Raw genomic sequence first — 15091 nt, 5'->3', positions numbered from 1 at the left:
CCGATTTCTTAAAAGAAATTGGCTTTTTACGGTATCGAAGTCCTTTTCTGTTTGAATATACCTCCTAAAGGAATCTAGCATTATTCCTCTTCCTATAAACTATGTAGAATTCACTTTTTTATTTAATTTAATCAAGCTGTTTATTGCAAAATAAAAGTGCAGACCTTTGCAAGTAAAAACTGCAGAGTCCTGCACTTTATTTAATAGGTGCACAAAAAAAGACTTGCCAGCCACCCCAAGTCCCTCTACTGTATAGGTGTCGAATCAATACAGAGTGGAGGATTACGAAAGGATGCTAGCAATGTCTGATATTAATTGTATCAAACACCTCAGAAACAAAAAAGGACTATCTATCACAAAAATTAAGGAAACTTTAGGGATTAATTGGAGGACAGCTAAGAAATATGCTGATGAAAATCAATTACCCGAATCTAATATAAAACAGCCAACTGGCATGATGTATACAGAAAAGTGGGGAGAAATAATTTCTGATTGGCTATTTGAAGATAGTAAGCTAAAGAAGAAGCTACGCCGAAACAAGAAAGCAATGTTTAGAATTACAAGGCCTTGGCTTTAAAGGCTCATATCGTACAGTCTGTTATTTTATTTCTGACTGGGAGAATAGCCATAATGAAGAAATTGATAAAGGGCATGATCGTCTAGAGCACCCTCCTAGTGAAGCCCAAGTAGACTTTGGGGTAATGGAGGTTGTAAAAGACGGGGAATTTATGGATACGCATGTTTTAGTCATGTCATATCCACATAGTAACGCAGCTTTTGCAGTACCATTACCCTCCGAAAACCAAGAATGTTTTCTTCATGGGTTAAAACTGTTATTTTCACAATCGGGTGGTATTCCAAGAAGAATTAGAATTGATAATCTGACCCCTGCTGTAAAGAAAGTAAGATCCATAACCGAAGAGGCCAAATTAACTGATGCTTTTATCCAATTCCAAAACCATTATGGTTTTGAAGTTCAGGTATGTAATCCTCGCAGTGGGCATGAAAAAGGTAGTGTTGAGAATAAAGTGGGTTATTTTCGGTATAACTTCTTTACAACATCTCCCGTCATGAATAGCATTGAAGAATTAACGGAAACACTTCGTGTTCAGCTACAAAATGACAGGCAAAGACTTCATTATGAGAAAGAAGTAATGATCGAGGACCTTTGGAATAAAGAGATTAGCTATTTACTAGAGTTGCCATCTGAAGATTACCCAGTATTTAAAGAAGTGGAGGCAAAGGTGAATAAGTTTAATGAGGCGAAGATAGATAGCACGTTAATACATATTCCCAAAGCGTCGAATTATCCATTTATTTATTTTGTATTATATTGGGATAAATTTAAAGCTGTTTCCCCCGATGGGGAAATTTTATTAGAAGATTTCAGGCCTTATATGAACAAGAAAAGAGCTATTCCCTGGGTTTCAATCTTCAAGGACTGGATTCGAAAACCAAGGGTTGTACCTTACTCAAGATATCAAAAATACCTACCTGGAAGAGTTAATGATTACCTGATGGTTGATGATTTAATGGTTAGAAAAGAGAGATTACTGGAATTAGTAAATTTACTTGTAACACATGATATGAAGAGAATTAACGAGGAATTCTATGATTTAATTTCGGGGAAGAATGAAAACCCCTTCGGGCTAGACTGGTCTGAATACGACTCCTTGGCCCCTTTAGAAAGGGGTGAGTCATCATGAGTGAATCAATTCGTTCCATGTGTAAGTCATTGAGATTGGCTTATGTATCTGAAATATATGAGACCATCCCTTTTGACTCTCCAGTACAATATTTAGAAGCATTATTTAAGGAAGAGTTTCGTTTGCATGAGAAAGCAAAGGTGCAGCGTCTTATTAAAAATGCTAAATTCTTAGACTCTAAAAATCTAAGCAGCTATGAATGGAACGAAAGAATTCGATTTCCCACACATATTGATAAAGAAGGTTTAACGAGCTTGGACTTTATCAAACAAAAGCAGAATGTAGTATTAATTGGGTCACCAGGGACTGGAAAGTCGCATTTAGCAACAGGATTAGGAAGAAAAGCTTGTGAAATGGGCTATGAGGTGAGATTCTATCGTGTATCTCTCCTCATAGAGCAATTAGAACAGGCACTAAAGCAGGATAAGTTACCTTCCTTTAGAAAAAGGTTTGAGAAGGTAGACTTGATTATACTTGATGAGATGGGTTATCTACCTTTTAGTAAAGAAGGTTCCGAATTGTTGTTTCAGCTAATTGCCGATTGGTATGAACAAAAAAGCTTAATCATTACTTCAAATCTTGAATTTAGCCAATGGAATCGGATCTTCATTGACTCGAGGCTGACAGCTGCTTTAGTGGATCGGTTAATTCATCACGCACATGTATTAACGTTCAATGGAGGAAGTTACAGGCTTTCCAACGCATTATCTAAGGCTAGGTAGTTATATAGATTGGGTGGCAAAACTCTGCAAAAAGCCTTGCGCAGTTATGCACTTTTTTCTTGCAAAATACACAAGCAGTTTTGTTTACTTTTTCTTATTTCAATCGCGAAATAATAGATGTAAAATATAAGTGGATTAATAGGATGCCATAATGATTTATCCTATATTAAAATAGTAAAATAAAATGAATGGTAGAGGTGAGGATTAATGGACCAAATGACGGTAAAATCAATATTAAATGTGCTAGGTGAACATGTTCCAAAAGACACCTCGATTGCTGTATCAAATAATCATCAATTCATATACTATCAACCAAGTAAACGAATCGATTTAAAAATTAAACCTGGCGACAAAATATATGAAGATACGGTAACGTTTAAAGCACTAAGTGGTGGACAAAAGATTTCTGAGTTTATTCAGGGTAATGGATTTGGCGTTCCCTATTTTGGTATGTCAGTCCCCATTATTGACGAAGGTGTTCCAACGGGGACGATAACTACTATTTTACCTTCAAAACCTGAATTGTTGTTCACATCATTTCTGACTGTAAAAACAAATGATAGCTGGACGCCTATTGCAAATGATCAAGTGATATATATAGAGGCACAAAATCGTAAAACAAGAGTATATTCCAAACATGTAAAAGGATTCCATAAATTGAATTTAAGTGAATTGGAACTTATTCTGCCTAATGACTTATTTATTCGAGTTCATCGGTCGTACATTGTAAATGTAAATCATATTGTTGAAATTTTACCCGATTTTCATTCGACGTTTTTGTTGGTGATGAGAGACGATTCTAAAATTCCCGTCAGTCAAACTTACTCAGGACAATTTAGGCGCGCCTTTGGGTTTTGAAAATTCAGTTTTTTATGCATTAAAAATGCTGTTTCATTCCATATTTAACCCTTTTCATTCAATAATAAATGTGACCCTATTAAATCGTTGATAGAATAGAAAAAAAGAGGAATGGGGGAGAGATATTTATGAATGAAGGCGCTTTCGATAGAATTCGTAATGAACAATTTAGGGGTAAAATTGTGAGTGCGGAAGAGGCAGCATCATGGATTCAAGATGGCATGAAATTGGGCTTGAGTGGATTTACCCGTGCAGGTGATGCTAAGGCTGTTCCAACGGCACTTGTAAATAAAGCTAAAACTGAATCATTCAAAGTTGATGTATATACTGGGGCATCATTAGGTCCAGAAGTTGACCAATATATGGCGGAAGCTAACATTATTAATAAACGTTGGCCTTTTCAAGCAGATCCTCTCATGCGTAAAAAAATAAACGCTGGAGAAATCATTTACGTTGACCAACATTTATCACACACAGCAGAATTAGTACGCTCTGGATTGATTGGACCAATCGACTTTGCAATCGTAGAGGCAATGGCCATTACAGAAGAAGGATTAATCATTCCAACTACTTCAGTAGGCAATTCTGCTATCTACGTCGAACACGCTAAACATGTAATTATTGAACTAAATGTTTCACATCCTAGCGAATTAGAAGGAATACATGATATTTATATACCAGCTAAACAAGGAGAACGTGAACCCATTCCCTTGACTAAAGTAGATCAACGTATCGGAACAATAGGTATTTCGGTCGATCCTGATAAAGTAGTAGGAATCGTTGTTTCCTATCAACCGGATGCACCATCTACAATTGTCCCCCCAGATGAAGAAACAGCGTTGATGGCTAATCACTTTCTTCAGTTCTTACGTGAAGAAGTGAAGTCTGGGAGACTTACTGAGGAACTTGCTCCACTTCAATCTGGTGTAGGATCGATAGCGAACGCTGTGTTGAGCGGATTCCTTAACTCTGAATTTTCAGAATTGGAAATATATTCAGAAGTTTTACAAGATGCAGTATTCGACTTAATGGATGCTGGAAAAGTTAAATATGCTTCCGGATGTTCCTTTACATTGTCTGAAGAAAAAGGGTACCAAGTGTATGAGAACATAGAAAAATACCGGGATCAATTGATTCTCAGACCTCAAGAACTATCTAATCATCCGGAAATTATCCGTCGACTTGGTTTAATTTCCATTAATACGGCTCTAGAATGTGATATTTATGGGAATGTAAATTCTACACATATTTCTGGAACTAAAATGATGAATGGGATTGGTGGATCAGGGGACTACGCTCGTAACGCGCGCCTTGGTATTTTTCTAACAAAATCTATCGCAAAAAACGGAAAGATTTCCAGTATCGTTCCATTCGTATCACACGTTGATCATACTGAGCACGATGTCGATGTGATCGTTACAGAACAAGGGTATGCAGATTTACGAGGACTTGCTCCCAAAGAACGCGCACAAAAGATTATCGATAATTGTGCCCACCCAATGTATCGTCCGCAACTCCAAGCTTACTTTGATGAAGCACTTGAACAAACCGGCGGACATCAAACTCCACACAATCTCGATAAAGCATTTACATGGTATACGAATCTTGCTAAAAAGGGAACAATGCTTGACACTGTATTTGAAGTTGTCCAGTGAAAACCTGGCAATGTGGAATCAAAATAGATGTAAAAGGGATTAACAGGAAAGTAACTTAGCATGACTTCTTTAAAAATTAATATATCAGTAGTTGTAAAATCCAAAGATTAGACCGACTAGTTGGTACAATCAGGAATTATCTGGAGGGGTGAGAAAGAATGTTAAAGAAGGTACTAATCGCAAATCGCGGCGAAATTGCAGTTCGAGTTATTCGGGCATGCAAAGAATTAGGAATTGAAACAGTTGCTGTGTATTCAGAGGTAGATAAAGATGCACTGCATGTTCAATTAGCTGATGAAGCCTATTGTATTGGACCACATTTATCATCAAAGAGCTACTTAAACATATCAAATTTATTAAGTGTTGCTAAAGGTTCAAATGCAGATGCTATTCATCCTGGTTATGGGTTTTTAGCTGAGAATGCAGGCTTTGCTCAACAATGCATTGAAAACGATATCATTTTTATTGGACCGTCACCTGAGGCGATCAGTAAAATGGGTGCGAAGGCTGTAGCTAGAGAAACGATGGAAGCTGCTGGCGTGCCAATTGTTCCTGGTACAGATGGGCTAATCGAAGATATTGATGAGGCTGTGTCTACTGCAAGAAGCATTGGTTATCCTGTTATCGTAAAAGCCACTGCTGGTGGTGGTGGAAAAGGGATGCGGGTTGCTGAAAGTGAAGAGGGTTTAATAAAGGCGATCTCAATGGCGCAGCAAGAGGCACAAACGGCTTTTGGTAACGCAGGTGTTTATTTAGAAAAATACATCGAAGAGCCTCGTCACATTGAAATCCAAATTATGGGGGATTCCTATGGGAATGTTGTGCACTTAGGTGAACGTGATTGCTCTATACAAAGACGCCATCAAAAGCTGATTGAAGAAGCGCCATCTCCTGCTCTTAATGAAGAATTAAGAAGGGAAATGGGAGAGGCGGCATTAAAAGCAGCGAAGGCCGTACAGTATTCCGGAGCAGGAACGATTGAATTTTTACTAGATAAACACAAAAATTTCTACTTTATGGAAATGAATACGCGTATTCAAGTGGAACATCCTGTAACAGAGCTAATAACAGGAGTAGACCTAATAAAAGAACAGTTACTTGTGGCCTCAGGATACAGGCTATCCTTTACGCAAGAAGAAATTAGTATTAATGGTTGGGCGATGGAATGCCGAATTAATGCAGAAAATCCAGATAAAAACTTTATGCCATCCCCAGGAAAAATTGGTTTATATTTACCACCTGGTGGTTTTGGTATCCGGGTCGATAGCGCAGTTTATCCTGAATATACAATTTCACCATTTTATGATTCGATGATTGCAAAGTTAATAGTTCATGGAAAAGATCGAGAAGAAGCTATTGCTAAAATGAAGAGAGCCCTTAGTGAATTTGTTATTGAAGGAATCGATACTACGATTGCCTTCCACCTTCGACTACTAGATCATCCGGATTTTTCAGCTGGAAACTTTAATACAAAGTTTTTAGAGACGAATACATTAGTGGCTTTAACTTAATTAAATTGACGGTGTAAGGCTGAACGTTTAATAATCCGACAGACCGTCTTTACCAAATAATAAAGTCGTTGTGAAGAAATTTAATGTGGTAAAACGATGTATTGTTCAAAACTTAATTGATAAAAGGAGTGTTTTAACATGTTTAAAATAAATGACATTAAAGAACTAATTCGAGCAGTGGACCGTTCTTCAATCGGAGAATTAACGGTTAAAGGTGAAAATAATGAGCGATTAACAATAAGTAAACAAAACAATGTTGGACAAGTTGTGCTAATGGAAGAAACACAGATCAAAAACGAAGTACCTGTTGCTCCCGTGAAGGTGGAAACAGTTCCTGTTCAAAAACAGGAAGAAATTCAAACACCATCGACGAACGCTGATGATCCATCGATTCATACAATTTCCTCCCCTATGGTTGGAACATTTTATGCGTCACCATCACCTGATTCAGACGCATATGTAAAAGTGGGAGATCAAATAAACGTAGATACAGTGCTTTGTATTGTTGAAGCCATGAAGCTAATGAATGAGCTTGAGGCCGAAGTTAGTGGTGAAATTATTGATATCCTTGTAGAAAATGGTCAGTTTGTTGAATATGGAATGCCCTTATTTCTTGTGAAAACAGCATAACCAATTAAAAAATATACATCAGGGAGGCATCTTATGGATATGTTCGATAAAATCGAGATCATGGAACAACGACGTGAAAAAGTGAAGTTGGGTGGTGGTGATGCACGGATTGATGCCCAACATGACCGTGGGAAGCTCACTGCTAGAGAACGAATTGACTTATTAGTAGATGAAGGGACATTTGTAGAAATAAACCCGTTCATTGAAAATCGTGGGCTTGAATATGGTTCCGGAGAAGCTCCAGGAGAGGGAGTAGTTACAGGATACGGTAAAGTGGATGGACGCCTTATTTTCCTTTTCGCTCAAGATTTTACTGTTTTCGGTGGAGCTCTTGGGGAAATGCATGCGACAAAGATTACAAAAATCATGGATTTAGCGGCTGAAAATGGAGCTCCTATTATAGGATTGAATGACTCAGGAGGAGCACGTATTCAAGAAGGTGTATTATCACTAGACGGATATGGCCATATTTTCTACCGAAACGCCATTTATTCAGGTGTAATTCCGCAGATATCGGTGATTATGGGACCTTGTGCCGGTGGAGCCGTGTATTCCCCAGCTATTACTGATTTCGTTTTCATGGTGGAAAAAACAAGTCAAATGTTTATTACGGGTCCAAAGGTCATTGAGTCGGTAACGGGAGCGAAGATTAATAGTGAAGATTTAGGTGGTGCGAATGTTCATTCCTCGGTAAGTGGAAATGCGCATTTTTCTGCAGCGACAGAAGAAGAAGTATTAAACGAAGTACGACGATTAATTAGCTATTTACCTCCTAATTATGAAGAGAAACCAGCTTATAAAGAACCAGAAAATAAAATTCCTTTAGATGAGCGAATCGATGAACTACTTGATGTTGTTCCGATTGATGGAACAAAGGTTTATGACGTTCGTAAAGTGATTCATTTAATCGTTGACGATCAAGATTTTATGGAAGTTCAACCGAAATTTGCGAAAAACATTGTCATTGGATTTGGCAGAATAAACGGCGATACAGTTGGGATAATTGCAAATAATCCAAAGATGATGGCTGGAGGACTTGATATTAATTCTTCTGACAAATGTGCACGCTTCATCCGATTCTGTGATTGCTTTAATATTCCATTAATCACATTCGAAGATGTTAGTGGGTTTATCCCAGGTATCCAACAGGAGCATGGTGGGATAATCCGACATGGTGCAAAAATTTTATATTCCTATTCGGAAGCTACTGTGCCAAAAATTACAGTTATTCTTCGAAAAGCATACGGTGGTGCGTATGTTGCCTTAAACAGTAAAGCAATCGGGGCAGACTTAGTGTTTGCCTGGCCAAATTCAGAAATTGCTGTTATGGGACCAGCTGGAGCAGCAAATATTTTATTTGCAAAAGAGATTAGTGAAAGTCCGGACTCAGAGGCTTTTAGGCAAGCAAAAATTGACGAGTATCGCGAACGTTTTGCCAACCCATACGTTGCAGCTGCAAATGGAATAGTTGATGACGTAATTGACCCGAGGGATACGAGAAAAAGTATAGCCAGTGCATTGGAAATGTTAAAAAATAAGAAAAAGGAATTACCTAAGAAAAGGCATGGAAATATCCCTTTATAAACTTTCTCTATTGCGGGGGAGTCCACTTATTTAAATAGAATAAAACGTGTGGAGAACCTCACTCTTTCATTCAAACACTTATAGAAAAAGATATAGAAGGGAGAGAGCGATAAGCATGGAGGTATTTGCTTATTGCAACATAAAATGGAGAAAAAAATAGTAGATCAATTTTCAGAATTTGCTATCCCCAGTTATGAACAGTGGCGTGAAGTAACAGAAAAATCCCTAAAAGGGGCTTCGTTTGAAAAAAAGCTTGTTACAGAAACATATGAAGGAATTTCACTTCAACCGATGTATCGGAAAGAGGATACAGACAACCTTCCTTTCCTTCAGTCCTTGCCAGGGAAGTCTCCTTTTACTCGTGGTACAAAAACACTTACAAACGGGTGGGAGATTAATCAGGAAATCTGTGTTGGGACACCCACAGCTTTTAATAAAGTGGCAATGCATGACCTTAGCCGAGGGCAAACATCGTTAAATATCGTCCTTGACACACCAACGAAACGTGGAATAAATGCAAATGAAGCTGTGTCAGAAGTCGGTAAAGCAGGACTATCGATTTCAGGGGTAAACGATGTAGTTGATGCTCTAAAAGATATTGAACTTGCACATGTTCCACTCCATCTTAATGCTGGTGCAAATTCATTGCCAATCCTTGCTTTGTTTATTGCCCATTTAGAAAAGGGAGAACGATCAGTAGAAGAATTGCATGGATGTATAGGAATGGATCCGATAGCGGAACTGGTGACAAATGGAAGATTGAATTATGAGTTGGAAGATTGCTATTCACTAATGGCCGATGTAACAAAATGGGCAATAGAAAATACTCCAAATCTCCAAACCATTCTTATCCACGGAAACGTCTATCATGATGGTGGAAGCAGTGCGATTGAAGAACTGGCTTTTACATTAGCAACAGGAGTCGAATATTTACATGCGCTAATAACCCGGGGAGTGGATATAGATAAAGCCGCAAGCAGTATCCGTTTTTCGTTCTCCGTAGGTTCTGATTATTTTATGGAAGTGGCCAAACTTCGGGCTGCAAGAACACTATGGGCTAAAATTGTGAAAACTTTTGGTGGGAATGAAGAAGCCCAGAAGATGACATTACATGCACGAACATCTGCATGGACAAAAACTGTTTTTGACCCTTATGTGAATATGCTACGTGCAACAACTGAAGCATTTTCAGCAGCAGTAGGTGGAGCTGACAGCATTCATGTTAGTTGCTTTGATGAAGCTATTCAAAAGTCGACAACTTTTTCACGACGCATTGCACGTAATGCCTCGATTATTTTGAAAGAGGAAGCACATATTGCGAGGATACTTGATCCTGCAGGTGGCTCTTGGTATGTTGAAGTACTGACAAATGAGGTTGCGAAAAAAGCATGGGAGCTTTTCCAAGAAACTGAGGAAAATGGTGGTATTTCCCAATCAGTAATAAAAGGGTTCCCACAAAAAGTGGTTCAACAAACGGCTTCAAAAAAAGTTAGGAACATTGCCCTTCGTAAAGATATTTTTGTTGGTACAAATATGTATGTAAATATAGAAGAAAAAGAGTTAGATAGGTTAGGCAATGATGAAACTTCACAAATTAACGATCACATTAATCAGGTGAAAAGTCGAGCATATATATCGGTTGAAAGTTTAGCTGCAATTTCAAATAAAACAGAAGCTTCAATTAAGGCAGCGAAACAAGGAGCGTCATTAGGTGAATTAGCAAAGGCAACCGGTAGAAAATCGGAAGCTGTACTTAGCGTTAAAGGGATCCGGCCTACAAGAGGCGCCATTCAGTTTGAAGAACTTCGTCAAACCACCAATGCAAACGCAGAGAAAACAGGCAAACGTCAATCTGTATTCTTAGCAAACATAGGACCTATTCCGTCACATAAAGCGCGCTCAGATTTTGCAGCAGGATTTTTTGGAGTTGGTGGCTTCGATGTCATTCAAAATAATGGATTTGCTTCTGCAAAAGAAGCAGCCGACACAGCTATTGCTTCCAATGCCGATATTGTCATCATTTGCGGAAAAGATGAAGACTATCAACAAATAGCGATTCCTCTTGCAAAATCTATTAAAAATGCAACAGAACAAGTAACGGTTTTATTAGCAGGAAAGCCTAGTGAAGAGGACCAAGTAAGCTTTAAAGACGCTGGAATATCTGGGTTTGTTCACGTTGGCTCAAATTGCTATGACGTTTTAAGTCAACTTCTAATGAAGAAAGGAGTTGCTGTATCATGACAAAACCAGATTTCAGCCAAGTGAATTATAATGATGAAATAAAAGCAGAATTTAGCGAATGGCGTAAACGAGCAGAAAAACTTTCAGGAAAGTCTATTGAAGAATTAGCAGTTCCGACATATGAAAAGATCGATGTAAAGCCTATTTACACAAATAATGACATAAAAGAAATGAAGCATTTAGACTATGTGGCCGGCATTGCACCATTCTTTCGAGGTCCATACCCTGCTATGTATAAAACACAACCTTGGACCGTTCGACAATATGCCGGCTTTTCGACGGCGGAAGAAAGTAATGCTTTTTACCGTCGAAACTTAGCTGCGGGACAAAAGGGCCTTTCTATAGCATTTGATCTAGCTACACACCGTGGTTATGATTCGGATCATCCCAGAGTCGTTGGGGATGTGGGGAAAGCCGGTGTTGCAGTTGATTCTATCCTAGACATGAAGGTTTTATTTGATGAAATCCCATTAGACCAAATGTCTGTATCAATGACGATGAACGGAGCCGTTTTACCGATCATGGCATTTTACATCGTGGCAGCTGAAGAACAAGGAGTACCTCAAGAGAAGCTTTCTGGAACCATTCAAAATGATATTTTAAAAGAATATATGGTTCGTAATACGTACATTTATCCACCAACACCGTCAATGAAAATAATCGCAGATATCTTTGAATATACGTCCCGGCATATGCCAAAATTCAATTCAATTAGTATCTCCGGTTATCACATGCAAGAAGCGGGTGCTACTGCTGATATCGAGTTGGGTTATACATTAGCTGATGGTTTAGAGTATGTCAAAACAGGCTTAAGGGCAGGAATTGAAATTGATCAATTTGCTCCACGTCTTTCTTTTTTCTGGGCAATCGGAATGAATTACTTTATGGAAGTTGCTAAAATGCGTGCGGGTCGATTAATTTGGGCGAAATTAATGAAAAGATTTAACCCAAAAAATGAAAAGTCACTAGCACTTCGAACACATTCACAGACATCTGGATGGAGCTTAACAGAGCAAGATCCATTTAATAATGTAACGCGTACGTGTATTGAAGCGATGGCTGCTGCCTTAGGTCATACGCAATCCCTTCATACGAATGCACTGGATGAGGCAATTGCTTTACCCACCGATTTCTCAGCTCGAATTGCTCGAAATACACAATTATACCTTCAGGATGAAACGGGTATAACCAACGTTTTAGATCCTTGGGGTGGTTCCTATTACGTGGAGTCATTAACTGCTGAATTACTAGAAAAGGCTTGGGCGCATATCGAAGAAATCGAAGCCCTTGGTGGAATGGCTAAAGCGATTGAAACAGGCCTGCCAAAGATGAGAATTGAAGAAGCTGCTGCTAGAAGACAAGCACATATTGATTCCGGTAAAGAATCAATTATTGGTGTAAATAAATACCGATTAGAAGAAGAAGAACCCCTTGATATTTTGGATATCGATAATACTGCAGTTCGTGAAGCACAAATTCGTCGTTTAGAGAAACTTCGTGCAGATCGGGATGATACCAAAGTAGAAGCAGCACTTCAAGCGATCACAAAAGCAGCTGAAACTGGAGAAGGAAATCTCTTAGAGTTAGCAATTAATGCTGCTCGTGCGAGAGCGAGCTTGGGAGAAATTTCGAATGCTTATGAGAAAATTGTTGGTAGACATAAAGCTGTCATTCGTTCAATTAGTGGAGTGTACAGTGCTGAATTCGGTGAAGTGGAGCAAGTAAAAGTTGTACGTGAAATGGCCGATCAATTCGAAGAAAATGAAGGTCGCCGACCTCGAATTATGATCGCGAAGATGGGACAGGACGGACACGACCGTGGTGCCAAAGTAATTTCGACAGCTTTTGCAGACCTTGGTTTTGATGTGGATATCGGTCCCTTATTCCAAACCCCTTCGGAAGCAGCGTTGCAAGCTGTGGAGAATGATGTACACGTACTTGGGATGAGCTCCCTTGCTGCTGGACATAAAACGCTACTTCCTCAAGTCGTAGAAGAGCTTAAACGTTTAGGTCGTGAAGATATTGTCGTCGTTATTGGCGGTGTTATTCCATTTCAAGATTACGATTATTTAACAGAAAAGGGAGCAGCTGCAATATTCGGACCAGGAACGGTTATCCCAGTTGCTGCACAGAAAGTAATAGAGGAAATTAATCGTCGTCTCGGGTTCGACATTTGATTATGAGCTCCTCCTATACACAATACAGACAAGGGTACGAGGAGGTTACGGAATGACTGAGGAAAAAAGACTCCAATCAAATCAAAGCTTCCCTCCAAGACGAAAACACCTGTCGGTTGATGAGTATGTTCAGGGTGTGATTAATGGTAACCGTGCTATTATTGCACAAGCGATAACATTAGTAGAAAGCAATTTACCAAAACATATGGAAATGGCACAAAACGTACTAAAACAACTCATTCCATATACCGGAAAATCAATTCGGATCGGCTTTACAGGGGTTCCTGGTGCCGGTAAGAGTACACTGATTGAATCATTTGGCATGATGCTCTGTGAGCAAAATCACCGCGTAGCAGTATTAGCCGTTGACCCGACTAGTAGCGTTTCAAAAGGGAGTATTCTAGGGGATAAAACACGAATGGAACAACTTTCTCGCCACCCAGACGCATATGTTCGACCATCACCATCAAGTGGAACTTTAGGTGGAGTGACTAGAAAAAGCCGTGAAACCCTTCTTATTTGTGAGGCGGCAGGGTATGACGTGATTATCGTAGAGACCGTAGGAGTCGGTCAAAGTGAAATAACCGTTCGTTCCATGGTGGATTTTTTCCTTGTTATTATGCTGACCGGTGCTGGGGATGAATTGCAGGGAATGAAAAAGGGAGTAATAGAGTTGGCCGATGCCATTTTTATTAATAAAGCTGATGGTGCAAACCAGCAAGCTGCTTTGAATGCTAAGGTTGATTACAACCGACTCCTTCATTTCTTACAACCTGCAACTGTAGGATGGGAAACAAAAGCGTTTACTGTGTCTGCGTTAACTGGTGAAGGAGTCCCTCACATATGGGATGTCATTAAGAAATATAAAGAAGTTACTAGTCGTACTGGTGTCTTTGAAAAAAGACGAAAAGAACAGATGATTAATTGGGTTCATTCTATGATTGAAGACCAGCTAAAGGCCAGATTTTATGGTAGCCCATTGATAAAAAAGAGTATATCTGAAATGGAGAAATTCCTTGTTAATGGCCAAACTTCACCAACTCTGGCAGTACAACAATTATTCAGCATTTATGATGAAAATGGATATGGAAACAAGAAATCCTACTCTTTGAAACGTGGGGGAAACTAAGCATAACAAGAACGGTATTGCAAGTACCATTAAATGTATAAAGCAAATTGAAAAAATAGATGGGAGAGAGGATGTTGCTGTTGAAACCACCAAATCAGATTGAGCATATTGGAATTGCCGTCAAAAATTTGGAAACTTCAGTAAAATTTTATACTGAAGTACTGGGGTTAAAATGTTTAGGTTATGAAGTTGTTGAAAGCGAAAAGGTTCGTGTTGCGTTTATCGAGATTGGGGAGACCAGGTTGGAATTAGTGGAACCAATAAGTTCGGATAGTCCTATTTCTCAGTTTATCGAGAAAAAAGGGGAGGGCATTCACCATATCGCACTACGGGTTGAAAATGCTTGTGAGCATTTAGACAATATGAAAGCACACGGAGTCAAGTTGATCAATGATAAACCCAAGCAGGGGGCACATGGGAATTTGGTAGCCTTTCTTCATCCAAAGTCCACAAATGGAATATTACTCGAGTTCTGCCAGCCTCAATCTAATGGTCATCAAAGTGAAGGACAATATGATAGAAAAACATATTAAAGGGGTATCGCCACATGTCCATCATGCTAACAACGTACATCACTAGATACGAAATGATCCTTGTTTCAAAACTAGCGAGTGATGAAAAAGTAAAGAACGACTTCCATGTTTTAAACCAAATTTCTATTTGCCAACGCAGTGAATACAAGGAATGCACGTAGGTCGTTGGCACTTCTTCTGGTGAATGTTTGTGATATATATAAATTCATGCCCATCAATCGCTTACTTTTATCCTTCATGCCAATGCCTTTATTCTTTTCACTTATCGCTTGGTTCTTCAGGCGTGTCTGTGTCTGATCGTCGGTTAAACGATGGATCATGACACGTGCTGGAAAGATAGTAGAG

13 protein-coding genes and 1 pseudogene are annotated in these 15091 nt (G+C 39.0%); 13 read left to right on the top strand and 1 reads right to left on the bottom strand.

Annotated features, from left to right (window positions below; all coding sequences use genetic code 11):
• The first annotated feature begins 301 nt into the window (after nt 1-301).
• The 13 genes from QFZ28_RS16040 (at nt 302) to QFZ28_RS15980 (ending at nt 14907) form a co-directional block, all read left to right on the top strand.
• Nucleotides 302-577, top strand: a complete 276-nt coding sequence (locus QFZ28_RS16040) for a hypothetical protein (protein ID WP_307195565.1) — start codon at nt 302-304, stop codon at nt 575-577.
• Between the two features lie 28 nt (nt 578-605).
• Nucleotides 606-1706 carry an IS21 family transposase gene (gene istA / locus QFZ28_RS16035; RefSeq protein ID WP_307197045.1) on the top strand — a complete coding sequence of 367 codons (1101 nt, stop codon included), beginning with the start codon at nt 606-608 and terminating at the stop codon, nt 1704-1706.
• Nucleotides 1703-2428 carry an IS21-like element helper ATPase IstB gene (gene istB / locus QFZ28_RS16030; protein WP_307195564.1) on the top strand — a complete coding sequence of 242 codons (726 nt, stop codon included), beginning with the start codon at nt 1703-1705 and terminating at the stop codon, nt 2426-2428. The genes istA and istB overlap by 4 nt, the downstream gene beginning before the upstream one ends.
• A 207-nt stretch (nt 2429-2635) precedes the next feature.
• A complete protein-coding gene (locus QFZ28_RS16025) occupies nt 2636-3286 on the top strand; it encodes a LytTR family DNA-binding domain-containing protein (protein ID WP_307195563.1) in 651 nt (216 codons plus the stop codon).
• A gap of 128 nt (nt 3287-3414) precedes the next feature.
• Nucleotides 3415-4941, top strand: coding sequence for an acetyl-CoA hydrolase/transferase family protein (locus QFZ28_RS16020; protein ID WP_307195562.1), 1527 nt, complete (start codon nt 3415-3417; stop codon nt 4939-4941).
• 158 nt (nt 4942-5099) lie between these two features.
• Nucleotides 5100-6452 carry an acetyl-CoA carboxylase biotin carboxylase subunit gene (gene accC / locus QFZ28_RS16015; protein ID WP_307195561.1) on the top strand — a complete coding sequence of 451 codons (1353 nt, stop codon included), beginning with the start codon at nt 5100-5102 and terminating at the stop codon, nt 6450-6452.
• Between the two features lie 138 nt (nt 6453-6590).
• Nucleotides 6591-7082, top strand: a complete 492-nt coding sequence (accB, locus tag QFZ28_RS16010; protein WP_307195560.1) for an acetyl-CoA carboxylase biotin carboxyl carrier protein — start codon at nt 6591-6593, stop codon at nt 7080-7082.
• A 33-nt stretch (nt 7083-7115) separates the two neighbouring features.
• The gene (locus QFZ28_RS16005; RefSeq protein WP_307195559.1) at nt 7116-8666 is read left to right on the top strand and encodes an acyl-CoA carboxylase subunit beta; all 1551 of its coding nucleotides are present in this window, start codon (nt 7116-7118) and stop codon (nt 8664-8666) included.
• Between the two features lie 144 nt (nt 8667-8810).
• Entirely contained in the window at nt 8811-10907 is a 2097-nt protein-coding gene (locus QFZ28_RS16000) for a methylmalonyl-CoA mutase family protein (RefSeq protein ID WP_307195558.1), read from the top strand.
• Nucleotides 10904-13084, top strand: coding sequence for a methylmalonyl-CoA mutase (gene scpA, locus QFZ28_RS15995; RefSeq protein WP_307195557.1), 2181 nt, complete (start codon nt 10904-10906; stop codon nt 13082-13084). The genes QFZ28_RS16000 and scpA overlap by 4 nt, the downstream gene beginning before the upstream one ends.
• A 52-nt stretch (nt 13085-13136) precedes the next feature.
• A complete protein-coding gene (gene meaB, locus QFZ28_RS15990; RefSeq protein ID WP_307195556.1) occupies nt 13137-14213 on the top strand; it encodes a methylmalonyl Co-A mutase-associated GTPase MeaB in 1077 nt (358 codons plus the stop codon).
• Nucleotides 14214-14293: 80 nt separating this feature from the next.
• Complete coding sequence (mce, locus tag QFZ28_RS15985; protein WP_373428078.1) at nt 14294-14746, top strand: methylmalonyl-CoA epimerase; 453 nt, start codon at nt 14294-14296, stop codon at nt 14744-14746.
• A gap of 14 nt (nt 14747-14760) precedes the next feature.
• Complete coding sequence (locus QFZ28_RS15980) at nt 14761-14907, top strand: hypothetical protein (protein WP_307195554.1); 147 nt, start codon at nt 14761-14763, stop codon at nt 14905-14907.
• Here QFZ28_RS15980 and QFZ28_RS15975 read toward each other — a convergent pair.
• Nucleotides 14838-15078: pseudogene (locus QFZ28_RS15975) on the bottom strand (transposase); the annotation flags it as partial. The gene QFZ28_RS15980 and the pseudogene QFZ28_RS15975 overlap by 70 nt on opposite strands.
• Nucleotides 15079-15091 lie beyond the last annotated feature (13 nt).

The sequence above is a fragment of the Neobacillus niacini genome (assembly GCF_030817695.1).
Taxonomy (GTDB): Bacteria; Bacillota; Bacilli; order Bacillales; family Cytobacillaceae; genus Neobacillus; species Neobacillus niacini_F.
This window is presented reverse-complemented; position numbering and strand designations above follow the sequence as displayed.

Excerpts from the sequence above, each read along its gene's own strand:
- QFZ28_RS16040 (WP_307195565.1), top strand. The coding sequence starts at position 302 with ATGTCTGATATTAATTGTATCAAACACCTCAGAAACAAAAAAGGACTA.
- istB (WP_307195564.1), top strand. The coding sequence starts at position 1,703 with ATGAGTGAATCAATTCGTTCCATGTGTAAGTCATTGAGATTGGCTTAT.
- QFZ28_RS16025 (WP_307195563.1), top strand. The coding sequence starts at position 2,636 with ATGGACCAAATGACGGTAAAATCAATATTAAATGTGCTAGGTGAACAT.
- QFZ28_RS16020 (WP_307195562.1), top strand. The coding sequence starts at position 3,415 with ATGAATGAAGGCGCTTTCGATAGAATTCGTAATGAACAATTTAGGGGT.
- accC (WP_307195561.1), top strand. The coding sequence starts at position 5,100 with ATGTTAAAGAAGGTACTAATCGCAAATCGCGGCGAAATTGCAGTTCGA.
- accB (WP_307195560.1), top strand. The coding sequence starts at position 6,591 with ATGTTTAAAATAAATGACATTAAAGAACTAATTCGAGCAGTGGACCGT.
- QFZ28_RS16005 (WP_307195559.1), top strand. The coding sequence starts at position 7,116 with ATGGATATGTTCGATAAAATCGAGATCATGGAACAACGACGTGAAAAA.
- QFZ28_RS16000 (WP_307195558.1), top strand. The coding sequence starts at position 8,811 with ATGGAGAAAAAAATAGTAGATCAATTTTCAGAATTTGCTATCCCCAGT.
- scpA (WP_307195557.1), top strand. The coding sequence starts at position 10,904 with ATGACAAAACCAGATTTCAGCCAAGTGAATTATAATGATGAAATAAAA.
- meaB (WP_307195556.1), top strand. The coding sequence starts at position 13,137 with ATGACTGAGGAAAAAAGACTCCAATCAAATCAAAGCTTCCCTCCAAGA.
- QFZ28_RS15980 (WP_307195554.1), top strand. The coding sequence starts at position 14,761 with ATGTCCATCATGCTAACAACGTACATCACTAGATACGAAATGATCCTT.